The following is a 21,754-nucleotide window of genomic DNA, read 5'->3' on the forward strand; positions in this document are numbered from 1 at the left end:
AGTTTCCAACTTCGAAGCCGTATGCAAGTAGGTTACATCTACCCAAAAGTTACTGACATGTTTATGCCACTGCTGCGCCTGCTGCGTAGTGCTGCGGGTGCTGCGCGGTGCTTCAGGGTGCTGCGTAGTGCTGCGCCTGCTGCACCTGCTGCGCGCAGCACCACGCAGCAGCAGGTGCGAAACCGCCCAAATTCAACTTTGCAACACCTGTTTTTAACTTTTCCATACCTTTGTAGCTTCGTAAAACATTGTATGCTTGTAAAAGTAATAGCCTTTGATGCCGATGATACCCTTTGGGTGAACGAAACTTATTTTAAGAAAACCGAAGATAATTTTTGCCACCTGATGAGCGAATACATGCCACAGCAGGAGCTGCAGCACGAGTTGTTTAAAATCGTCATTCGCAATTTGCCCTTGTATGGTTATGGGGTAAAAGGGTTTACGCTTTCCATGCTCGAAACAGCGATGCAGGTTTCGGCGCATACCATCAGCGCTAAAGGCATAGAGCAGGTATTGAATTTGGGTAAATCGCTCCTGAATGAACCTATCGAACTGCTGGAAGGGGTAGAAGAAGTATTAAAAGCCCTGCATGGCCGCTACCGCCTAGTGGTAGCCACCAAAGGTGACCTGCTCGACCAGGAGCGTAAGCTGCGCAAATCAGGCTTGGGGCATTATTTTCACCATATCGAAATCATGTCGGAAAAGGATGACGCTAATTATATAAAATTGGTGAAGCATCTGGATATACAACCCGATGAACTGTTGATGATTGGTAACTCACTGAAATCAGATGTGGTTCCGGTACTGAATATGGGTGGTTATGCCATTCATATCCCGTTTCACATTACCTGGGCACACGAGCAGATTGAGGAGAGCATCCAAAATGAACGTTTCCGTAGTTTTACCCACATCAAAGAAATACTGAGCCTGCTATAATATGAAAACCCGCCTGGATATGGCTACCTGGAACCACCGGGAGCATTTTGAATTATTTAATAGTTTCGAAGAGCCGCTGTTCGGTTTCACCGTGGATGTGGATTGCACCATAGCTTATCGCAAGGCTAAAGAGCTCGGCGTTTCGTTTTTTATTTACTACCTCTATCAATCCATGGCCGCGGCTGTTGCTATCGAACAGTTCAGGTACCGCATTGAAAACAATAATGAAGTTTATATACACGATTCGGTAAGCGCCGGGCCAACCATCCTGCGCGAGAACGGCACCTTCGGCTTTGTGCACCTGGATTTTTATCCCACTTTGCAGGAGTTTGCTGAAGTAGCCCAGCAAAGAATAGAACGGGTAAAGCAATCATCATCTTTGTTTGATGACAAGTACGATGACAATATTATTCATTATTCTACCATCCCCTGGTTTAAGTTTACCGGCTTAACGCATGCCCGTAATTACAAGGTAAATGATGGCATTCCGAAAATTACGTTTGGCAAGGTAACCGATACCAACGGACAAAAAACGTTTTCGGTGTCGGTCACGGTGCACCACGGGCTGATGGATGGTTTGCAGGTGGCGCAGTATATCGAACTGTTTCAGCAATTACTAAATAATTAGCCGCCTGGTTACTGTTTATACCTGCATTTTTATTTTGTAATCAGCAGGTTACAATTTTAGCGTTCTGTCATTAAAAGTTCCCATTCGCTTATTGCGGTGTAAAAATCATCAGGCTTTAATTAAATTAGCCGGGAAGTGAAATTTACCAAACCGCCCCGAAACCAGCCTGTACCCAAGCTAACATTTAAAGAGCGCTTAGCAGCCCTCAATAACCTGCCTCAGTTTTTTAAACTGGTATGGAAAGCCAGTCCGAAAATGACACTGGCCAACTTCGTCCTGCGCATTGTGCGTTCGGCCATGCCTTTGGCACTGCTCTACGTAGGCCGACTTATTATTGACCAGGTAGTGAACCTGAACCGCACGCATGGTGCATTCAGCAGTCATTACCTGTGGCAGTTGGTAACGCTGGAGTTGATATTAGCTATCGTATCGGATGCCCTGAACCGGGCCATTACATTGCTGGATAGCCTGCTGGGCGATCTGTTTTCCAATTACACGTCCATCCGCATTATGGAGCATGCCGCCACGCTGGATTTGGATCAGTTTGAGGATGCGGTTTTCTACGACAAGTTTGAGCGGGCCCGCCAGCAAACCCTTGGGCGCACGGTACTGCTAAGCCAGGTAATGAGCCAGATACAGGATGTAATCACTATATTATTCCTGGCTGCGGGTTTAATGGCTTTTAACCCCTGGCTGATTTTGCTGTTGCTGATTGCCATTTTACCTGCCTTTTTAGGCGAATCTTACTTTAATGACCAAAGTTACGCGCTTACCCGAAGCCAAACTCCCGAACGGCGCGAACTGGATTATCTTCGCTATCTGGGGGCCAGCGATGAAACGGCCAAAGAAGTAAAGCTTTTCAACCTGTCGGGCTTCATCATTGGCCGCTTCAGTGAGCTGTCTAACCGGTTTTACTGGGCTAATCGTAAGCTGGCCATTAGCCGATCGGCCTGGGGCGTGTTTTTTGCAGTGCTGGGTAGTGTAGGGTATTACGGGGCTTATGTGTTTATCATTTACCGCACCATTAAAGGCGAAGTTACTGTAGGTGAACTTACATTTTTGGCAGGATCGTTCAGGCAACTGCGTTCGATGATGGAAACCATCCTAACCCGTTTTTCCACTGTATCGCAGGGCGCTATTTACCTGCGTGATTTTTTCGACTTTTTCGAAATACAATCCAAAATTCAGCCTAAGCCTGATGCCCTGCCCTTTCCCAATCCTATGCAAACCGGTTTCACGTTTGAAAATGTAGGCTATCGTTATTTAAACTCGGAGCGATGGGCTAACCGGCATCTCAACTTTACACTGCACCCCGGCGAGAAACTGGCTCTGGTAGGTGAGAACGGGGCGGGTAAAACTACACTGGTCAAACTGCTGGCCCGTTTATATGACCCCACCGAGGGCCGTATCCTGCTGGACGGGATAGATTTGCGCGAATACGATTTAACAGATTTACGCCTCCACGTCGGTGTTATCTTTCAGGATTATCTGCGTTACCAAATGCCGCTGAACCTGAACATTGCCGCCGGCCGTATAGACGAAAAGGAAAATCAGTTGCGTATTGAGCAGGCGGCCAGCCAGAGTTTGGCCGATACGGTTGTAGCTAAACTGCCAGGCGGATACCAGCAAATGTTAGGCAGGCGCTTTGCACAAGGGGTTGAGCTTTCTGGCGGTGAGTGGCAAAAGGTAGCTTTGGCCCGGGCTTACATGCGCAATGCCGAGTTGTTAATTTTAGATGAGCCTACTTCGGCACTGGATGCCCGTGCCGAGTACGAAGTATTCGAGCGTTTTTCAGAGCTTACCCGCGGCAAAACAGCGGTGCTTATCTCGCACCGCTTTTCTACAGTGCGTATGGCCGACCGCATTTTAGTGCTGGAAAAGGGGCAATTGGCAGAAATAGGCAGCCATGCCGAATTACTGCAACAAGACGGCCGCTATGCCGAACTATTTAACCTGCAGGCCATGGGTTACCGGTAAGTGTTAACTATACACCAAATAAGGCTAAACATATATGTTCAAACGCTTTTAATTAATTGATTGATAGTAAGATAAATCACGAAAATTTTAATTTTACCTGTAACGTTTTTGTTGCAAGGTACGTCTATGAAGTGTATTTACCTTATCAGCATCATGATTACTGTACAACATAGACACACTTTTAAACTTAAAGAAATAGCCGTTAACGAATGGTTGAGCTTAAGCGCCGACGAATTAAAACAGTGGTATATTTTATCTATATCCAACATTGTGCGTGTGGATTATAATTATCGCCCCTTGGGTTTATTTGAAGAAACTGTAGCAATCAGCATGGCCGAACAAAACCCTAAATGTTACAGCATTACCGAATTGGGGCATATAGACGAGATACAACTGCGCCATCACGTCAAATTTCAGCGCCTGCATGAGCGGCTTAAAACTTTCGGCAAAAAGATTGGCAGCACGAAGCGTTTAATCAACAGTTGATAACCGGGCACGCCCATACAAAACAAAAAAGCCGCTTCACAGAGCGGCTTTTTTGTTTTGTATGAATAAGACTATACCTCTTTATCCAAAAACGGATAACGATAATCTTTTGGCGGATCAAAGGTTTCCTTAATAGTGCGGGGTGATACCCAGCGCAGCAAGTTCAAAGCAGAGCCTGCTTTATCATTGGTACCCGAACCGCGTGCACCGCCAAAAGGCTGCTGACCTACCACGGCACCGGTAGGTTTATCATTAATGTAAAAGTTACCGGCCGCATTGCGCAAGCGGTGGGTAGCCTCGGCAATAGCATAACGGTCAGTAGCAATGATGGAACCGGTTAAGGCATAAATACCAGTTTTGTCGATTATATCCATCATCTCCAGGTATTTTTCATCTTCGTATACATAAACGGTAAGCACCGGGCCGAACAGCTCATCGCACATGGTTACGTAATACGGGTCCTGCACCTGAATCACGGTAGGCTCAATGAACCAGCCTTTGGTTTTATCATGCACGCCACCAGCTATAATTTCTACACTTGGGTCGGCTTTGGCGGCATCAATGTAGCGGGCCAGCTTATCAAACGAACGCTCATCAATTACAGCGTTTACAAAGTTTTCAAAATCTTCTACCGGGCCCATTTTCAGGCTGGCAATGTCACGCTGCATGCGCTCTTTTACCGCAGGCCAAAGCGATGCCGGAATATAGGCGCGTGAAGCAGCCGAGCATTTTTGCCCCTGGTATTCAAAAGCGCCGCGTACTAATGCAGTATTTACTACATCGGCATTGGCGCTGGCGTGTACCAGCACAAAATCTTTACCGCCGGTTTCGCCCACAATGCGCGGGTAGCTTTTGAATTTATGAATGTTTTCGCCAATGGTACGCCAAATGTTTTGGAATACCCCGGTAGAGCCGGTGAAATGAATGCCTGCAAAATCAGGGTGACTAAAAATAATATCACCTGCCATCGGGCCGTCCACATAAATCAGGTTGATGACACCTGCCGGTAAACCGGAAGCGATCAGCACTTCCATTATTACGTTAGCGGCGTAAATCTGCGTAGGGGCAGGTTTCCATACTACTACGTTACCCATCATGGCTACCGAAGCCGCCAGGTTACCGGCAATGGCGGTAAAGTTGAAAGGGGTAATGGCAAACACGAAACCTTCCAGCGGGCGCTGCTCTACGCGGTTCCAAACGCCTTTGCCGTTGGCAGGTGGCTGCTGGGCGTAAATCTCCGTCATGTAATGCACATTAAAGCGCAAAAAGTCTATCAACTCGCAAGCCGAATCAATTTCTGCCTGGTAGGCGTTTTTAGATTGGCCGAGCATGGTAGCCGCATTTATTTTGGCGCGGTACGGGCCGGCAATCAGTTCAGCAGCCTTTAAAAATATAGCGGCACGCTGCTCCCAGGCCAGGTTTTCCCAATCAGCTTTCGCGGCCAGGGCAGCATCAATAGCGGCGTGTACGTGGCTGGCATCACCTTCATGGTAAGTAGCCAGTAAATGCTGGTGATCATGCGGCGGGCGAATTTCGGCCGTGGTACCGGTACGTACTTCCTGCCCGTTAATATACATCGGAATGTCCAGTTGCTGGGCGCGGGCCTCATCGAGGGCAGCTTTTAAAGCAGCACGCTCAACGCTGCGCGGACCATAATTTAATACCGGCTCGTTAACCGGCTCTGGTACATTAAAAAAACCTTTCAACATAGATGCTTAATTTTAATAGTGCAAAGATAGGGCTTTGTAAGGAGAATGGCAGAAACGTATTAGTTAAGCAGATGTAAAGAAGCACCGGAATAAACAAAAAAGGCCTCTAAAAAGAGGCCTGTATATTTTCGTTTAAGCTTAAGCAGCTTAATTATGCAAATGGTTTGACTGTTTGCTTACGATTAACACCGCATTTATAGCAACCAGTATAATGATTAATGTTACCATAATTAATAAGTATTTTACTATTGGTTAGTCTCTTACACTTTGTATAATAAGAACTTTCCTGATTAACATTTAGTTTACCGCTTACTAACTTTTACTAATTCAATATTCTTATTTATAATTAGTTATCATTTAATTAACATATCCCAGATTTTAGTTTTATTTTAATACTTTGATTAAATGAATTTTTTAGCATTATCTTTTAGGGTGATTTATTTAACTAAAAATTAGTGTTCTGTGGGTGGTAAGTAGGATTTGATTTATTCAATTTTTTGTAATGCACCGTCTGGTGATCATTAATATCGGATATACAAAATAAACAACCGGCGTTTTGATGCGTTAATAAACAACATTAAATAGAACCGATATGAACACGCCAGAAAACACCAATACCAACAATACACCAGACACACAAGACGATGCACAGCAAGGAGCCCAGGGGCGCCGTTCAGATACGCAGGAAGCCGATGGCCTGATTGGCCAAACCGATGTACCTGATACCGAAGGATGGGACAGCGCTACTGAAGCATCATCAGCTTCTTTTACTTTAGAACCCGAAAAAGGAATTGAATCTGAAGTGCGCAAAGACAATAACGACGAAGATTATAACGGCAAACAATAAACCGCAATATGGGCCGGGAGATGAAAGCTCCCGGCTTTTTTTATTACTATATTCTTGACCGATGCCGCAATTCAAAGCCGTTATTTTTGATCTCGACGGTACCTTAATCAATTCTGAATATTTTTATTTCGAAAGCTGGAACATTCTGCTGCATGAGTATGGTGTGCAGTTAACTTTTGAGGACTGGATGCAAAATTATGTTGGTAAAACCCTGCCGGTGAATGCGCGGCACATTATTGGTACTTACCAGTTGCCTGTGCCGCTGGATGACCTGATTACCCGCCGCGAGCAGCTTTCTGTAAGTCGTTTTCAACAGGAAGATGTGCCACTGATGCCTTATGCGGTAGAGTTGTTGCAGTTTATTAAAGAACGCCATATTCCGATGGCTATCGTCACCTCGAGCGCGAGGGCAGATGTAGAGGCCATATTTGCACGAAACGGACTACAGCATTACTTTCAGTTCATCATCACCCGCGATGATATCAGCTTACCTAAACCCCATCCTGAAGGATATTTACAGGCTTGCCAGCGGTTAGGGCAGGTGCCGTCAGCATGTTTAGTGATCGAAGATACAACTACCGGATTGAGCGCAGCAAAAGCCGCAGGGGCTGTTTGTTACGCGGTGCAAAGCAACAGGGCCGATCATGAAAAATTAACAGCAGCTGATCGGCTATTTCTTTCTCTGCATGATGTAGAAAAATATATTTTACAACACCAACTGTTATAGATCAATCCTGCTTACTCATTACGCATAAACTTTTCTATACCCGCTGCCGGTTTCCATTTACTTTTTGGTTCAAAATAATGCCACAACAAAGCCGATACTTTGTTGATTAACACTTCCGACTCATTATCAGCCGTCCAGCGCTGGTCTTTAATGTTTTTGGTCATTACGCTAAACACGTAATCGCCATGCGGGGCATAAACCATTACCGTTTCTGATTTGGCATCATTAACCGAACCCGATTTGGAGTTGGTTTGTACCATCGGCGGAATTTCGGCTAAAGCATTACTATCCCAGTAAATGCGGTTTAGCGTGCGCTGCATACGCTCGCTTGCCGCCGGGCTTACGGCTTTGCCATCATGTATTAATGTAAACAGCCGGCACATTTCGTACGGAGTGCTCATGCCCCAGCCGTATTGTTTCTGGTAAACCTGCCTGCCGGATACACGCGAGTTTACACGGTATACATTAAAGCCATTTTGCTCCAGCCAGTGGTTAATGTACTCGCCGCCTGCCAGCTTTTGCAACCACAAACTCGCAGTATTATCGCTCATGGTAATCATCAGCATGGTTACTTTACTCAGTTGTATGGTATCACCATCTTTAAATGAACCCAGTATATCTTCGCCTTTATATAAAAGTGAATCGCGATAAACTAGTTTCTGGTTATACTGCAGTTGCTCTTTCTCAATTTTATCCATCACGCCGCATAAAATAGCCACCTTTACCATACTTGCGGTAGGGAAGATAGTGTCTGCATTGATAGCCGCGGTTTTACCGGTTTTGAGGTGGTGCACATAAATACCTGCCTGGCCCTGGTAATTCTTTAACAGCGAATTTAATTGTGCGGTAAGTTTGGCATCAGTTTGAGCAGTGGCAACACTGCCCATCAGCAGCAGGATGATCAATAAGGTGTACCTCATAAATTACATAATTATTTAGATGCCTAAGTTATAAACTGAGGTTGATAAATGCTTTAACGCATAAAGCATATCTTTGCAGCCTGGCATGAAATACCTGCGCTTACTTTTATTTCCGTTTTCACTGCTGTATGCACTGGTGGTTACCCTGCGTAACTGGTGCTATGATGCCGGGTGGTTTAAAAGTGAGCAATTTAATTTGCCGGTAATTTCGGTAGGTAACCTAACCGTTGGTGGGGCAGGAAAAAGCCCGATGACGGAATACCTGGTCAGGCTGTTTAAAAGTGAATATAGTTTGGCCACCCTAAGCCGTGGTTACGGCCGCAAAACCGAAGGTTTCATTATTGCCGATACGCAGGCTGCAGCCGAAACCATTGGGGATGAACCGGCGCAGTTCAAACAAAAATTTCCGGAAGTTATCGTTGCTGTATGCGAAAAACGGGCCGATGGAATCAGGAGGCTGCAAGCCGATCACAATTTGATTATTTTAGATGATGCTTACCAGCACCGGGCCGTTACACCCGGCTTCAGCATCTTGCTGATGGAATATGGCCGCTTGAAAGAACCTCATTTGCTGTTGCCCGCCGGTAACCTGCGCGAACTTTTTAGTGGCCGTAGCCGGGCAGATGTGATAGTGGTCAGCAAATGTCCACCCGAATTAAACAAGCAGCAGCAAATGGAACTACTGCCCTATATTAAGCCTTTACCGCATCAGCAAGTGTATTTTACCAGCATTGCTTACCAGCCGCTGCAAAGTTTAAGTACCGGTGCAACTATAGCCATGCCGGGGGCCGGGGCTACTGTTTTTTTGCTAACCGGTATTGCCAACATAAAACCGCTGCTGCAGTACATCAGGCAACATACGCCTGGCATCATCCTGCACAATTATCCCGATCATCATCAGTTTACCTTAAAAAATATTACTAAACTTGCCGATGACTTTAATCGCTGTACATCAATATCAAAGCTGATTATCACTACTGAGAAGGATGCACAACGTTTAAAAAATGAAGCCTTGATGGCGCTTTTACAACCGCTGCCAATATATGTACTGCCCATCGGCATCCAATTTTTAAATCAGGCAGCCGAACAGTTTAACATCACTATAAAAAATTATGTTAGAGAACATACAACGTACCACCGCCTTTATTAAAAACCGTATTGGCGATTTTGAACCCGAAATAGGCATTATATTGGGCACCGGCCTTGGTGGTTTGGTCAAAGAAATTGAAATAGAGAAGCAGTTGCTTTATTCAAACATTCCAGACTTTCCGATCTCTACTCTTGAGTTCCACTCAGGTAAGTTGATTTTCGGGCGCCTGGCCGGCAAAAAGGTAGTAGCTATGCAGGGCCGCTTACATTATTACGAAGGGTACAGTATGAAGCAAATCAGCTTCCCGGTGCGTATCATGAAAATGCTGGGCATCAAAACCCTGCTGGTTTCTAATGCCAGCGGCTCACTTAACCCTGCCATTAAAAAGGGCGACTTAATGGTAATTGACGATCATATTAACCTGCAGCCCGATAACCCGCTAATTGGTACCAATTACGAAGAACTGGGCCCGCGCTTTACCGATATGAGCCAGCCTTACAACCTGCAGCTAATTGAAAAAGCAATGGATATTGCAGTGCAAAACAATATTACCTGCCACAAAGGAGTTTATGTAGCGGTTACCGGCCCTAACCTTGAAACTAAAGCCGAATACCGTTACCTGCGCCTTATTGGTGGCGATGCTGTGGGCATGAGCACCGTGCCCGAAGTAATTGTGGCCAACCACATGGGCTTGCCGGTATTTGCGGTTTCGGTAATCACAGATGAGGGCTTCCCGGAAACGCTGAAGCCGCTGCTGCTGGACGAGATTTTAGCCGTAGCGCATGAGGCCGAACCTAAAATGACTTTAATACTTAAAGAACTGATTGCAGGCATTGATGCTTAAACAGCTAAAACATCTCTTATTATTTATACCGGTTTTGCTGCTGGCGCAGCTGGCTTCGGCCCAGATACCCAACCAGCCGTACAAAACCTTTCCGGGGCAGCCGCAGCAGGCCTTGTCTGATACGGCCAACCGTAAGCAGTCGGCCAGCGAGTCGTTAGATACGTTGCGCAAGCGGCAGGAAACCAAGCATGATACTGTAATTTTTACCTCTAAATTTATTAAGGTAACTAATGAGCGCTTACTGAATGATAGCACACAGGTGTTTCCTTTAGATACCGGTATCCGGAACTTTGAAAATTATAGTCCGCTGTATCAGCCCCGGCATCCTTATATCAATCTGGGCAATTTAGGTTTGCCGGCGCGCCCCTTGCTGTTTGAACCTTACAAAGGAGTAGGGTTTGATGTGGGCAAGCACTCACTTGACGTGTACATGCTTAACCCGGAAGACATACAGTACTACCGGGCACGGGTAGGTTATACCAACTTATATTATGTAGGCGGCGGTTTAACCGAGCAGTATTTTAAGCTGGTACACAGCCAGAACATCAAACCCAACTGGAACTTCGGCGTCAACTTCAATACCATCGGTTCCAAAGGCTTTTATCCGCGCCAAAATGTAGGCGAGTTAAGTTTGGCTTTTTTTACCTGGTACGAGTCTAAGAACAAGCGCTATAATTTGCTGGCCAACGTAATTCTGAACAATATGCGCGTACCCGAAAACGGCTCGCCTGTTGAGCCAAATGTGTTTACCAGTTCGGTGCAGCAGTTCAGTTCGCTTTCGCAACCGGTACGGTTAAATACTTCAAGCGAGCGGCAAACCAACAATGGGTTTTACATTAAACAGTTCTACTACCTGGGGCATATTGATAAGAAAACCGGAGCAGCCGATACCAGTAAAGTGCTACCCACACAGCGTGTGTCTTATACATTTCATTATAATGCCCGCAGCTACCGCTTTTCGCAAAACGAGGTAGATACTTATCATGTGTTTCCTGATTATTACTTCAGCCCCACTGTATCGCGTGACTCGCTTACGCTTAATCATTTGCGTAATGATTTCAGCTACAGCTTTTACCTGCGCCCCAAGGCTGGCGGCTTTGTAAAAAACGAAGTAAAATTGGATTTAGGCTTAACGCAGGATATTTACAGCTACCATCAGTACATTACTGATTCATTGGATTTGCAAACCGGTTACGCCAATCAACAGCGCGAAGTGCAAAATAAAACCTTTCAGAATATTACACTGAATGCCAAACTGGGCTACAAATTCAGCGACCAGGTAATACTGAACACTGATTTCAGGCAGGTAGTGCAGAGTGCCTACAATAATTTTGGCGATTACCTGTATGATGCCACGCTGACGCTTTCGGGCGGAAACAAGGCCGGCCGTATTATATTTGGTGCCTATGCCCAAAGCAATGCTGCCCCACTCATTTTTAACCGCTGGATATCCAACCATTATATTTACACTTATGGGGATAACTACTTTAACAAGCAAAAGATCAACAACCTATCGTTCAATTATATTAACGACAACCTGCAGCTGGATTTAAAAGCGGAGTATTTTTTAATCAATAACTACTTTTACTTTGAAGCCCAGCCCGGCGGCATTGATGCACATCCGGCGCAGTATAAACCTGCCATCAATTTATTAAAGGTAAGCTTGGGTAAAACTTTCCAGTGGCGCCGCTGGCATTTAGAAGACTATATTGTATACCAGAAAACCGATCAGCAGTCATTACTGCGTACGCCTGAAGTTTACAATTATGCCAGTATCTATTATACCCGCTTATTCTTTAACGTACTTAACGCCAGTATAGGGGCCAATGTACGTTACAACAGCACTTACTATGCGCCATCTTATGCATTAAGCATCGGGCAGTTTTATAATGGCCCCGAGGTTACATTTAGTTCGTATCCGGTAGCCAGCGTATTTGTGAAAGCCACATTGTATCGTACCAACCTGTTTTTGATGTATGATTATGTAAACCAAGGCTTATCCAGCCCCGGTTATTACACCGTGAACAGGTATCCCATGGGTAACCATATGTTAAAGTTTGGCGTTTCGTGGACATTTTATAATTAGACATTCATATTCAGCAAAAAAGCCCCGGCGAAGTGGTTGCCGGGGCTTTTTTGCTGAATATTTTTTACCGCATTCAATATCGCAAGTAGATGATTTCTCCCTACGGTTGAAATGACAGGGAGGCTTATTAAGCATTATACTATCCGCAAACATGCTGCGCCAAAATGCGCTGTAGGTCATAAATATTCACCTGCTTGTTAAACTTCTTTCTGATGCTGGGTTCAAGTTCGCTCGAGATCCAGATTTTGAGTTCAGCATCTAAATCCAGGTGCCCGGCGGTTTCTACGCTAAAACGGGATATGCTTTTGTACAAAATAGACAGGTATTCTACCTTGCTGCCGGTAATGCCCTGTTTATCTACCAAAATTAAACGCTTGTTGGTAAAGATGAATACATCACGAAACAGCTTGAAGCCAATTTCGATGGCTTCATTTTCGCCCAGCAGGTTGCGGTAGTCTTTTAATAATTCGTCTGGGTTAGCAACGCCGGCATTGCCCAGTAATTTTGAAAATAAACTCATGGTGTTGTAATTGTGATTGTTTAATTGAATTGAAATGGGCGGCAAGTTGTAAAATATTTTACAAATAATTCATCACGTTTTCTGCTTCTTTTTGTGCGCCGCCGGGAAAAGTACATTGTTTAATATCAGCCGGTACCCTGGCGAATTGGGGTGTAATTTCAGATCGGTAGGCGGATCACCTATGGCATGCTGGTAATCTTCAGGGTCGTGGCCACCATAAAAAGTCCATTGGCCTTTACCGTATTCGCCGTGAATATATTTGGCTTCGTTGGCAGTCTTCAATTCGCCCATTACGGTTACATCCGGCTTCAGGTAGGTTTTATTGAAGGCGGTGGTTAATCCCATAAAGCCTTTGATGATTTTATCATGATTCTGAGTTAGCATGCTGGGCACTACATCCCACTTGGCCGAAAAATCGAACAAACTGAAAAAGTCCTGCGTACGCTCTACCTGCCGTGTAGGGGTAACGTCGATATTGCTAAACTGATGCGAGTAAGGGCTGCGGTCCAATGTGAAATTTCGAAAGGCAAAAGTCTGGGTAAAGTCCAGTTTGTTCTGCGCCTCAGGGTCGGCGCTGTCGCCATCGAACATGCTCTCGCAAATATCTGTCTTGTCAGCTGAGAGGGCAATGTCCAATGTTTCGGTGCCCGAACACATGGCGAACATGAAGCCGCCGCCCACGCAAAAATCGCGGATGTGCTGCGCCACGGCCAGCTTCATTTTCGATACTTTGTCGAAGCCTAACTTGTGCGCCATGGCTTCCTGCCCTTTCACATCATCCACATACCAGGGCGCATACCTGTAGGTACTGAAAAATTTGCTGTACTGGCCGGTAAAATCCTCATGGTGCAGGTGCAGCCAGTCGTATTTGGGCAGTTCGCCTTTAATTACTTCTTCGTCATAAATTACGGTATAGGGTATTTCGGCGTATTTTAAAACCAGCGTTACCGCATCATCCCAGGGGAGCTTGTTTTTAGGCGAGTACACGGCCATTTTGGGTGCCTTTTGTAGTTTAACCACTTCCATGTTAACCGATGGGTCGCTGATTTCGGCGATGATATTGCCAGCTTTAGCGTCAGCAATCACCTCATAACTTACACCACGTATCTTACACTCGTTTTCAGTTTGCTGGTCATAGCTCATCATAAAACTACCACCACGGTAATTCAGCAGCCAGCTTACTTCCTGGTTATTCTTAAGCACCCAGTAAGCAATACCGTAAGCCTTAAGATGATCTTTCTGCTGCTCATCCATAGGAATGAGTAGGGAACTGGCTTTGCATAGCAGAGGCAGCAAAAAAACAACAAATAGCAGGATGGTTTTAGCAAGAGATGGAGTTGGCACGTTGGTAATATAGCGTTGTGTTTCAAAGGTAACGAATAATCGGCTTAGCTATTATTGGTGGTAAAAGTTTAGGGTACGGGCGTAATTTGTTACCTTTGCGGTCTTATACTTTAAAAGAAAGATCATGAGCAAAGCAATAATCAAAACTGAAAAAGGCGACATGACCGTTCAGTTTTACGACCAAGATGCCCCAAATACCGTAGCTAACTTTTTAAAGCTGGCTAAATCAGGCTTCTATGATAACGTTACTTTTCACCGTGTCATCCCTAACTTCGTAGTTCAGGGTGGTGACCCAACCGGTACCGGTGCAGGTGGCCCGGGCTACAAAATTGACTGCGAGTTAACCGGCGAGAACCAGTATCACGATCGTGGCGTACTGTCAATGGCACATGCTGGCCGTAACACAGGTGGTTCACAATTTTTTATCTGCCACAGCCGTGCAAACACTGCTCACTTAGACCGTAACCATACTTGTTTTGGTAAAGTGGTTGAGAATGTTGACGTGGTTGATGATATTCGCCAGGGCGATAAAATTTTAGGTATTGAAGTAATTGAAGAATAGTAAATGAGTGAACAGTGGCCAGTAATGAGATAGGGTATAATTCCTTTTGCGATACTGGCCACTGAATACTGAACACTGATTAAATATGAACATACAAGGAATTGTAGCCGTATCGGGCAAACCCGGTTTGTGGAAGGCACTGGCTCAAAACAAAACCGGTTTTGTATTAGAAAGCCTGGACGCACAAAAAACCAAACTGGTAGCTAACTTAGCTACTTCAAAGCTGGCCGCGTTAGATGAAATTACCGTTTTTGGTACCGAAGAGGATATCAAGCTAACTGATGTTTTTGAAAACATGAAAGCTACCGGTAGTGTACCTGATGCCAAAACTGATGGTAAAGCCCTGCGTGCTTATTTCAGGGAAGTAGCACCCGATCATGATGAAGACAAGGTGTACGCCTCAGATATGAAAAAGATTGTATCGTGGTACCATATCTTAAAAGACTTACCGGCTTTTAACGACGTAGAGCCCGAAACCGGAACACCGGAAACGGCACCTGCAGAAGAAACAAAAGAAGCTGAGTAATTACTCAGCTTCTTTTGTTTTACGAGGCATTTATTACATATTGTTTTAAAAAGGAACAAACGCTGTCATGCTGAGGCACTCGAAGCATGGGTGCACAAACGTTCATCTGTAAAACGCTACAATTATGCTTCGAGTGCCTCAACATGACAAGGGCGGTGTCTTTTTAAAGATTGATGCAATGAGTAATACATGCTCATTGCATTGTAATATTGAAGCTGCTATCAACTCAATCCTTAATAAAAAAAACATAATTTCGCCGCTGTTAGTTACAATTACCTATGGCTAAAATTGCACTCATTACAGGCGCTACCGCAGGGATAGGCGAGGCCTGTGCCCATTTATTTGCTCGCGAAGGGTATAACCTGATTTTAACCGGCCGCCGCCAGGATCGTTTAGAACAACTGGCGCAAACCCTGAACAGTCGTTATAATACAGAAATCGCGGTATCTACCTTTGATGTGCGCAGCCGGGAACAAGTAGTTAAGAGCCTGGATAGCCTTCCGCAGCAGTGGAAACAGGTAGATGTACTGATCAATAACGCCGGCCTGAGCCAGGGGCTCGATCCCATACAAAATGGCAGCTATGATGATTGGGACACCATGATTGATACCAATGTAAAAGGCCTGCTGTATGTGAGCAAACTGGTAGCTAACTGGATGATTGAAAATCAGCGGGGGCACATTGTAAACATCAGCTCCATAGCCGGTAAAAATGTATATGCCAATGGTAGCGTTTACTGTGCCAGTAAAGCTGCAGTTGATGCACTGAACCAGGGCATGCGGATTGACCTGCTGCCTTATGGCATACGTGTGTCGGGCATTTACCCGGGTGCAGTAGAAACCGAGTTTTCTGAGGTGCGCTTTAAGGGTGACAAAGAGCGGGCTAAAAAAGTGTACGAAGGTTTTGAGCCGCTGGTAGCGGCTGATGTGGCCGATGCAATTTACTATATGGTAACCCGCCCCGCCCATGTGAATGTAAACGAATTAATACTGATGCCAACTGCGCAGGCCAATGCAACTACTTTTAACCGTAAACAATAACGTATTTTAATTGATTTAACTATAACCATGTCATTAACCGATACCATTAACCAGGATATTAAGCAAGCTATGCTGGCCAAGCAGGAAGCCCGTTTGCGCGGCCTGCGTGCCATTAAATCTGCTTTATTGCTGGCCCGTACTGAAAAAGGCGCTTCAGAAGAAGTTACCGAGGAAGCTGAAATCAAAGTATTGCAAAAGCTGATTAAGCAGCGCAAAGAGTCGGCCGATATTTATAAAAGCCAGAACCGTGATGATTTGTACCAGATTGAGGTAGAAGAGCAGCAGGTAATTGAAGCTTATTTGCCTAAGCAAATGGACAAGGGTGAGATAGAGATTTACTTGAAAGATTTAATCAGCAGGGTAGGCGCTACTTCAGTTAAAGATATGGGTAAGGTAATGGGAGCTGCTAACAAAGAGTTAGCTGGCAAAGCCGATGGCAAAACCATATCGGAAGTAGTGAAACAATTATTGGCGTAAAACATAGCTTTTTGTTGTAACTCGGTAACAAACGATTAATTTTATAGCGGTTACAGCTACTTATTAAAAGTATTAACCGGGACATTTTCAACATTAGACCATTATAAACAGGGTATGAATTATTTGCTTAAAGAAGAAGAGGGGTTCAAGTACATCGATGAAGGCAAAGGCGAGGTACTGTTACTGCTGCACGGCCTGATGGGTGCTTTAAGCAATTGGGAAGCCGTAATTGACGAGTTTAAAAATGAGTACCGGGTTATCATTCCGGTACTGCCCATATATGAGTTGCCTTTGCTGACTACAGGTGTAAAATCATTATCCAAATATGTTCACAAATTTGTGAATTATAAAAAGCTGGATGATTTTATTTTACTGGGTAATTCTCTTGGCGGGCATGTGGCGTTGATTTACTGCCTGGCTCATTTAGAGAAAGTGAAGGCGCTGGTGCTTACCGGTAGTTCTGGTTTATATGAAAATGCTTTTGGCGGCTCATTTCCGCGCCGCGAGAGCTACGATTTTGTAAAAGAAAAAGTAGAATATACTTTTTACGATCCGGCTACGGCCACCAAAGAACTGGTAGATGATGTGTTTCAAACCATTAATGACCGTAACCGGGTGATCCGTATTTTGGCTATGGCCAAATCAGCCATTAGACATAATATGGCCAAAGAGGTGCATAAAATCAACATTCCGGTTGATTTGATTTGGGGCAAGAATGATAAAATTACCCCACCTGATGTAGCCGAAGAGTTTAAGCAGTTATTGCCCAATGCCGATTTGCACTGGATAGACCAGTGTGGTCACGCAGCCATGATGGAGCAACCCGCAGAGTTTAACCGCCTGCTGCGCCTCTTTTTAGAAAAGTTGAAAGTTAAAGTATAATACTATGCTGGCAATTGAATTAGTTACCGATACTGTTTTGCCCGTTCAGTTAACTGATACGGTGCAGAAAGTGATGGACCGCATGAACGAGTTCAGGGTGCGGCACATTCCGGTAGTTAATGACCAGCAATTTATTGGCCTTATTGCTGAGGCCGATTTATTACAGCATACCCCACAGGAACTGGTTAGCTCATTAACTTTAGGACTGATGACAGCTTACGTAGGTGAAGATCAGCACATTTATGATGTCATCAAGCTCTTTCATAACCAGCAGCTTACTATTGTGCCGGTATTGAGTGCCGCCAAAAACTATCTGGGTACCGTTACTCTTAACCGCATGAACGATTACTTTGCTGAAATTACGGCAGTAGATGCGCCGGGCGGTATTTTGGTTTTAGAAGTAGACAACCGTAACAATTCATTGGCGCACATGGCTCAGATTGTTGAATCAGATAACGCACAGGTTTTAAGTTCCTATGTGCGCTCCTTCGGCGATTCAACCCGCATGGAAGTTACCCTGAAACTTAATAAGACGGACATTTCTGCGATCAACGCTGCATTTTTACGTTATGACTATGACGTAAAAGCCGTATTTAGCCACGGTAACGATGACGACGATGATACCATGGATCGTTATAATTCTTTTATGAATTACCTCAATTTATAATACCTGTATATGAGAGTAGCGGTATACAGCAGGCAATTTAATGATTCAGTACTACCTTTTGTGCAGGAATTGTTCGACAGCCTGTCGGCCCACCATGTAGAAATCTATCCGCATCACCAGCTGCACGAATTTATTACAGGTAAAATCACCAATGTATCTTTTGATGCGCTGGCCGCCGGTCGCGAGCTGAAAGATTTTATCGATTTATTCATTACCATTGGTGGCGATGGTACCATGCTCGATATTGTGAGCATCATTCGTGATAGTGGCATTCCGGTCATCGGTATCAACTTCGGCCGTCTGGGGTTTTTGGCAAGTGTCAATAAAAATGACATTGCTGCTGCAGTAGAGGCAGTAGTAAACGGGAGGTACACCATTGATAGCCGAGAGATGCTTAAGATTGATTCGGATGCCCGACTATTCGGCGATGTTAATTTTGCACTGAATGATATTACCGTACACAAGCGCGATGATGCGGCCATGATTACCATGCACGCCTACCTGAATGGCGAGTTCCTGAACTCCTATTGGGGCGATGGGATTATTGTATCTACCTCTACAGGTTCTACAGCGTACTCGTTAAGTTGTGGCGGGCCTATTATCTTTCCGCAATCTAACAGTATTGTGGTAACGCCGGTATCGCCACATAACTTGAATGTTCGGCCCATTGTTATTCCTGATGACAGTAAACTTACTTTTGAGGTAGAAACCCGCAGCGCCAACTACTTAATCTCTTGCGATTCGCGCACTGAGGTTATTGACCAGGCCATCAAATTCGACATTTGCAAAGCCGATTTCAGGCTCAATTTAGTCAGGCTGGATAATGAAAGCTATCTCGCTACGTTAAGAAACAAATTGTTGTGGGGTTTAGATGCCCGCAATTACTAAATTTGTTAAATGCCCAAAATTTACTTCACGGTTTTACTGTTATTGCTTACCTCTGTGTTGCATGCCCAAACGTGGGAGTTAGGTGCTATGGGCGGCGGAGCCGGATACATAGGCGACCTTAACCAAGCCAACCCGCTAAAGCTGAGCGGTGGTGCAGTAGGCGGCTACGTAAAGCGAAATTTTAACGGCTACCTTTCATTAAAATTGAATGCAACCATGGGCCGCATTTCCGGCGCCGACAGTACATCTCATGATGAACAATCTTACAATCGTAACCTGAGTTTCAGTACCCGGCTGGATGAGTTGAGTTTGATAGGGGAGTTTAATTTTTTGAAATACATTCCTGATGTAAGCAAAAGTCGTTTTACTCCTTATTTATATGCGGGTATAGGGTTGCTGCACTTCAACCCCAAAGCAGTATACCAGGGGCAAACATACTACCTGCGTTCGTACAGTACCGAAGGGCAAAGCGCTCCTTACCGTAACTATGTGCTCACTATTCCTTATGGTGCAGGTGTAAAATACAATTTTGCTGGTAAATGGACGGTTGGGGCCGACATGGGGTACCGTACTGCCCGCACTGATTACCTGGATGATGTAAGTGGCTTGTATGCCAATACTAATGCTTTAAATGGTCCTGTTTCGCGTGTCTTAGCCGATCGTTCGGGTGAACGGCTGGGATATAATATAGGTGTTGCTGGTTCCCAGCGTGGCGACTTACGCCCACATGACCATTATCTTTTTGTGGGTGTTACTATAGCCTTTACTTTTGTAACTCAGAGATGTTATTTTGAGAATTAAATTTTAAATAATGATGTTATAACAAAATATAATTTTTTCTTATAAAAAATTACAGCTAACTTGGTAGTTATAAAATCAACTAACCAAATTTTAATTCTAAATTTTACAATTATGGCCGAGTTAGCAGTTTCCCAAAAACCAGGCGGCAGAAGAACCGCCTCTTTGCGTGTTGACCTTACCGCAATGGTTGACCTCGCGTTCCTGTTGGTTACATTTTTTATGTTGACTACCACATTGTCTAAACCCAGAGCTATGGATTTGACCATGCCGGTGGGCGAAAAAAGTGACCCTGTTGCACAGTCGCGCTCTGTTACCTTATGCCTGGGTAGTAATAATAAATTGTATTTGTATCGCGGCGTGTTGGAAAACCCAATTGGCACACCACAGGTAATTGATTTGATGCGGAATAATTTAAGACATGTATTGATAGATCTCCGCAACCAGATAAAAGCTGAAACCGGTAAAAGTGCAATTGTAATTGTAAAACCAGGCGCTCACTCTAAATATGGTAATTTGGTGAATACACTGGATGAATTGAATATTACTCAAAATACTACTTATGCCATTACCGATATTACCAACAAAGAAGTTGATATATTAAAGGCCAGGCAATTAAACTGATTCGGAAAATCTGATTAGTTCTTATTCACCCGTTATTGCGAGGTACGAAGCAATCTTTATACGCTTTATTAAGCAAAGTGCCGAAAGATTGCTTCGTACTTCGCAATGACGTTTTAGGTTGATACGTAAAAACCGATAAGTTTTATCAAATATTTAAAACCACAAAAGCCCAAAGCAAATTCTCGCTTCACACTACCTCATTTTCTTTTTATCCTTCATAATAAAATAATTCAAAGTAAGTTTTACCTTTGTAGCCTGAAAAAATGGGGGTGCAGTGGTTTGAAAATCAATGCACAAGTACTTGATTAATTAAACTAAGTGATAAACCCTTACTACAGCAGGCCATCATTCTTTACACAATTTCGAACTGAAAGTAAGCAGGAATAAGGCAACTGTGGCTGAAGGTTAATAACCGGTAACATGGGATTAAAAGATCAGATTGATTTATCGCGCCTGCCCGAGCATGTGGCCATTATTATGGATGGTAACGGGCGCTGGGCAAAAGGTAAAGGTAAATTAAGAATTTTTGGTCATCACAATGGCGTGCTTTCCGTGCGCGATGTGGTAGAAGGTGCAGGCGATTTAGGGGTAAAATTTTTAACCCTTTATACTTTTTCGGCCGAAAACTGGAACCGACCCAAATTAGAAGTTACCGCCATTATGGAGTTGCTCATCAGTACCATTAATAAAGAAATTAAAAAGCTGATGCAGAACAATGTGCGCTTAAATGCCATTGGCGATTTACAGGAGTTACCCTCAAAATGTTATAAAGAACTACAGGGCGCTATTGAAAAAACCTCAGGCAATACGGGCCTGGTGCTTACGCTGGCGCTAAGCTACAGCTCGCGCCGCGAGTTGATGCAGGCTGCTCAAAAATTGGCACATCAGGTGCAAAATGGCGAATTGAGAGCAGAAGATATTACTGAGGATTTGTTTGCCAAGCAACTCTACACCGGTAATCTGCCCGATCCGGAGCTCCTCATCAGAACCAGCGGTGAGTACCGCATCAGTAACTATCTGCTGTGGCAAATTGCCTATGCGGAACTTTATTTTACACAAAAATTATGGCCCGATTTCAGGCGCGAAGACCTGTACGAGGCCATATTGGATTACCAGAAACGCGAACGCCGGTTTGGCAAAACCAGCGAGCAGGTAAACTAATTTTACTTTTAACAC

At 44.5% G+C, this 21,754-nt stretch carries 23 protein-coding genes; 19 read left to right on the forward strand and 4 right to left on the reverse strand.

Annotated features, from left to right (window positions below):
• The first annotated feature begins 57 nt into the window (after nt 1–57).
• From ACYVNW_RS00765 to ACYVNW_RS00780, 4 genes are all read left to right on the forward strand, one after another.
• Nucleotides 58–936 (forward strand): HAD family hydrolase, encoded by an 879-nt coding sequence (locus ACYVNW_RS00765; RefSeq protein WP_460677921.1) that lies wholly within the window; start codon nt 58–60, stop codon nt 934–936.
• A gap of 1 nt (nt 937) precedes the next feature.
• Nucleotides 938–1,564, forward strand: a complete 627-nt coding sequence (locus ACYVNW_RS00770) for a CatA-like O-acetyltransferase (protein WP_460677922.1) — start codon at nt 938–940, stop codon at nt 1,562–1,564.
• A 135-nt stretch (nt 1,565–1,699) separates the two neighbouring features.
• Nucleotides 1,700–3,541 (forward strand): ABC transporter ATP-binding protein, encoded by a 1,842-nt coding sequence (locus ACYVNW_RS00775; RefSeq protein WP_460677923.1) that lies wholly within the window; start codon nt 1,700–1,702, stop codon nt 3,539–3,541.
• A gap of 153 nt (nt 3,542–3,694) precedes the next feature.
• On the forward strand, nt 3,695–4,027 hold the full coding sequence (locus ACYVNW_RS00780; protein WP_460677924.1) for a hypothetical protein: 333 nt from the start codon (nt 3,695–3,697) through the stop codon (nt 4,025–4,027).
• A 71-nt stretch (nt 4,028–4,098) separates the two neighbouring features.
• On the opposite strand, the gene pruA is transcribed toward ACYVNW_RS00780, so the two are convergent.
• Nucleotides 4,099–5,736 (reverse strand): L-glutamate gamma-semialdehyde dehydrogenase, encoded by a 1,638-nt coding sequence (gene pruA / locus ACYVNW_RS00785; protein ID WP_460677925.1) that lies wholly within the window; start codon nt 5,734–5,736, stop codon nt 4,099–4,101.
• 592 nt (nt 5,737–6,328) lie between these two features.
• On the opposite strand from pruA, the gene ACYVNW_RS00790 reads away from it, so the two are divergent.
• Both ACYVNW_RS00790 and ACYVNW_RS00795 read left to right on the forward strand, forming a co-directional pair.
• Nucleotides 6,329–6,583, forward strand: coding sequence for a hypothetical protein (locus ACYVNW_RS00790; protein WP_460677926.1), 255 nt, complete (start codon nt 6,329–6,331; stop codon nt 6,581–6,583).
• 61 nt (nt 6,584–6,644) lie between these two features.
• On the forward strand, nt 6,645–7,310 hold the full coding sequence (locus tag ACYVNW_RS00795) for an HAD family hydrolase (protein WP_460677927.1): 666 nt from the start codon (nt 6,645–6,647) through the stop codon (nt 7,308–7,310).
• Between the two features lie 11 nt (nt 7,311–7,321).
• Here ACYVNW_RS00795 and ACYVNW_RS00800 read toward each other — a convergent pair whose 3' ends face one another.
• Nucleotides 7,322–8,230 (reverse strand): serine hydrolase, encoded by a 909-nt coding sequence (locus tag ACYVNW_RS00800; RefSeq protein ID WP_460677928.1) that lies wholly within the window; start codon nt 8,228–8,230, stop codon nt 7,322–7,324.
• A gap of 85 nt (nt 8,231–8,315) precedes the next feature.
• Between ACYVNW_RS00800 and lpxK the strand changes: the two genes are divergently transcribed.
• The 3 genes from lpxK to ACYVNW_RS00815 are packed head-to-tail and all read left to right on the forward strand — an operon-like array spanning nt 8,316 to nt 12,250.
• A complete protein-coding gene (lpxK, locus tag ACYVNW_RS00805; protein WP_460677929.1) occupies nt 8,316–9,380 on the forward strand; it encodes a tetraacyldisaccharide 4'-kinase in 1,065 nt (354 codons plus the stop codon).
• Entirely contained in the window at nt 9,343–10,164 is an 822-nt protein-coding gene (locus tag ACYVNW_RS00810; protein WP_460677930.1) for a purine-nucleoside phosphorylase, read from the forward strand. Before lpxK ends, ACYVNW_RS00810 begins: the two co-directional genes overlap by 38 nt.
• A complete protein-coding gene (locus ACYVNW_RS00815) occupies nt 10,157–12,250 on the forward strand; it encodes a putative porin (protein WP_460677931.1) in 2,094 nt (697 codons plus the stop codon). The genes ACYVNW_RS00810 and ACYVNW_RS00815 overlap by 8 nt, the downstream gene beginning before the upstream one ends.
• A gap of 139 nt (nt 12,251–12,389) precedes the next feature.
• Here ACYVNW_RS00815 and ACYVNW_RS00820 read toward each other — a convergent pair whose 3' ends face one another.
• Nucleotides 12,390–12,770 (reverse strand): PH domain-containing protein, encoded by a 381-nt coding sequence (locus ACYVNW_RS00820; protein ID WP_460677932.1) that lies wholly within the window; start codon nt 12,768–12,770, stop codon nt 12,390–12,392.
• A 72-nt stretch (nt 12,771–12,842) separates the two neighbouring features.
• Nucleotides 12,843–14,024 (reverse strand): asparagine synthetase B, encoded by a 1,182-nt coding sequence (locus ACYVNW_RS00825; RefSeq protein WP_460680987.1) that lies wholly within the window; start codon nt 14,022–14,024, stop codon nt 12,843–12,845.
• A 214-nt stretch (nt 14,025–14,238) separates the two neighbouring features.
• Between ACYVNW_RS00825 and ACYVNW_RS00830 the strand changes: the two genes are divergently transcribed.
• The 10 genes from ACYVNW_RS00830 to ACYVNW_RS00875 all read left to right on the forward strand — a co-directional run bounded on the left by ACYVNW_RS00830 (nt 14,239) and on the right by ACYVNW_RS00875 (nt 21,739).
• Nucleotides 14,239–14,676, forward strand: a complete 438-nt coding sequence (locus ACYVNW_RS00830) for a peptidylprolyl isomerase (protein WP_460677933.1) — start codon at nt 14,239–14,241, stop codon at nt 14,674–14,676.
• Between the two features lie 85 nt (nt 14,677–14,761).
• Nucleotides 14,762–15,202 (forward strand): DUF5606 family protein, encoded by a 441-nt coding sequence (locus ACYVNW_RS00835; RefSeq protein ID WP_460677934.1) that lies wholly within the window; start codon nt 14,762–14,764, stop codon nt 15,200–15,202.
• Between the two features lie 278 nt (nt 15,203–15,480).
• Nucleotides 15,481–16,242 carry an SDR family NAD(P)-dependent oxidoreductase gene (locus ACYVNW_RS00840; RefSeq protein WP_460677935.1) on the forward strand — a complete coding sequence of 254 codons (762 nt, stop codon included), beginning with the start codon at nt 15,481–15,483 and terminating at the stop codon, nt 16,240–16,242.
• A gap of 27 nt (nt 16,243–16,269) precedes the next feature.
• Nucleotides 16,270–16,719 (forward strand): GatB/YqeY domain-containing protein, encoded by a 450-nt coding sequence (locus tag ACYVNW_RS00845; RefSeq protein WP_460677936.1) that lies wholly within the window; start codon nt 16,270–16,272, stop codon nt 16,717–16,719.
• A gap of 114 nt (nt 16,720–16,833) precedes the next feature.
• Entirely contained in the window at nt 16,834–17,601 is a 768-nt protein-coding gene (locus ACYVNW_RS00850; RefSeq protein ID WP_460677937.1) for an alpha/beta fold hydrolase, read from the forward strand.
• A gap of 4 nt (nt 17,602–17,605) precedes the next feature.
• Nucleotides 17,606–18,268, forward strand: a complete 663-nt coding sequence (locus ACYVNW_RS00855) for a CBS domain-containing protein (protein ID WP_460677938.1) — start codon at nt 17,606–17,608, stop codon at nt 18,266–18,268.
• A 9-nt stretch (nt 18,269–18,277) separates the two neighbouring features.
• Complete coding sequence (locus ACYVNW_RS00860; RefSeq protein WP_460677939.1) at nt 18,278–19,156, forward strand: NAD kinase; 879 nt, start codon at nt 18,278–18,280, stop codon at nt 19,154–19,156.
• Nucleotides 19,157–19,165: 9 nt separating this feature from the next.
• A complete protein-coding gene (gene porG, locus ACYVNW_RS00865; protein WP_460677940.1) occupies nt 19,166–19,957 on the forward strand; it encodes a type IX secretion system protein PorG in 792 nt (263 codons plus the stop codon).
• Nucleotides 19,958–20,068: 111 nt separating this feature from the next.
• Nucleotides 20,069–20,578: an ExbD/TolR family protein gene (locus ACYVNW_RS00870; RefSeq protein WP_460677941.1), complete on the forward strand. Its 510-nt coding sequence runs from the start codon at nt 20,069–20,071 to the stop codon at nt 20,576–20,578.
• A gap of 420 nt (nt 20,579–20,998) precedes the next feature.
• On the forward strand, nt 20,999–21,739 hold the full coding sequence (locus ACYVNW_RS00875) for an isoprenyl transferase (protein ID WP_460677942.1): 741 nt from the start codon (nt 20,999–21,001) through the stop codon (nt 21,737–21,739).
• Nucleotides 21,740–21,754 lie beyond the last annotated feature (15 nt).

It is taken from the genome of Mucilaginibacter koreensis, from assembly GCF_054783355.1.

Bases quoted from the DNA above. Each gene is read 5' to 3' on its own strand.
- ACYVNW_RS00765 (WP_460677921.1), top strand. From the start codon at position 58: ATGTTTATGCCACTGCTGCGCCTGCTGCGTAGTGCTGCGGGTGCTGCG.
- ACYVNW_RS00770 (WP_460677922.1), top strand. From the start codon at position 938: ATGAAAACCCGCCTGGATATGGCTACCTGGAACCACCGGGAGCATTTT.
- ACYVNW_RS00780 (WP_460677924.1), top strand. From the start codon at position 3,695: ATGATTACTGTACAACATAGACACACTTTTAAACTTAAAGAAATAGCC.
- pruA (WP_460677925.1), bottom strand. From the start codon at position 5,736: ATGTTGAAAGGTTTTTTTAATGTACCAGAGCCGGTTAACGAGCCGGTA.
- ACYVNW_RS00790 (WP_460677926.1), top strand. From the start codon at position 6,329: ATGAACACGCCAGAAAACACCAATACCAACAATACACCAGACACACAA.
- ACYVNW_RS00795 (WP_460677927.1), top strand. From the start codon at position 6,645: ATGCCGCAATTCAAAGCCGTTATTTTTGATCTCGACGGTACCTTAATC.
- ACYVNW_RS00800 (WP_460677928.1), bottom strand. From the start codon at position 8,230: ATGAGGTACACCTTATTGATCATCCTGCTGCTGATGGGCAGTGTTGCC.
- lpxK (WP_460677929.1), top strand. From the start codon at position 8,316: ATGAAATACCTGCGCTTACTTTTATTTCCGTTTTCACTGCTGTATGCA.
- ACYVNW_RS00810 (WP_460677930.1), top strand. From the start codon at position 9,343: ATGTTAGAGAACATACAACGTACCACCGCCTTTATTAAAAACCGTATT.
- ACYVNW_RS00815 (WP_460677931.1), top strand. From the start codon at position 10,157: ATGCTTAAACAGCTAAAACATCTCTTATTATTTATACCGGTTTTGCTG.
- ACYVNW_RS00820 (WP_460677932.1), bottom strand. From the start codon at position 12,770: ATGAGTTTATTTTCAAAATTACTGGGCAATGCCGGCGTTGCTAACCCA.
- ACYVNW_RS00825 (WP_460680987.1), bottom strand. From the start codon at position 14,024: ATGGATGAGCAGCAGAAAGATCATCTTAAGGCTTACGGTATTGCTTAC.
- ACYVNW_RS00830 (WP_460677933.1), top strand. From the start codon at position 14,239: ATGAGCAAAGCAATAATCAAAACTGAAAAAGGCGACATGACCGTTCAG.
- ACYVNW_RS00835 (WP_460677934.1), top strand. From the start codon at position 14,762: ATGAACATACAAGGAATTGTAGCCGTATCGGGCAAACCCGGTTTGTGG.
- ACYVNW_RS00840 (WP_460677935.1), top strand. From the start codon at position 15,481: ATGGCTAAAATTGCACTCATTACAGGCGCTACCGCAGGGATAGGCGAG.
- ACYVNW_RS00845 (WP_460677936.1), top strand. From the start codon at position 16,270: ATGTCATTAACCGATACCATTAACCAGGATATTAAGCAAGCTATGCTG.
- ACYVNW_RS00850 (WP_460677937.1), top strand. From the start codon at position 16,834: ATGAATTATTTGCTTAAAGAAGAAGAGGGGTTCAAGTACATCGATGAA.
- ACYVNW_RS00855 (WP_460677938.1), top strand. From the start codon at position 17,606: ATGCTGGCAATTGAATTAGTTACCGATACTGTTTTGCCCGTTCAGTTA.
- ACYVNW_RS00860 (WP_460677939.1), top strand. From the start codon at position 18,278: ATGAGAGTAGCGGTATACAGCAGGCAATTTAATGATTCAGTACTACCT.
- porG (WP_460677940.1), top strand. From the start codon at position 19,166: ATGCCCAAAATTTACTTCACGGTTTTACTGTTATTGCTTACCTCTGTG.
- ACYVNW_RS00870 (WP_460677941.1), top strand. From the start codon at position 20,069: ATGGCCGAGTTAGCAGTTTCCCAAAAACCAGGCGGCAGAAGAACCGCC.
- ACYVNW_RS00875 (WP_460677942.1), top strand. From the start codon at position 20,999: ATGGGATTAAAAGATCAGATTGATTTATCGCGCCTGCCCGAGCATGTG.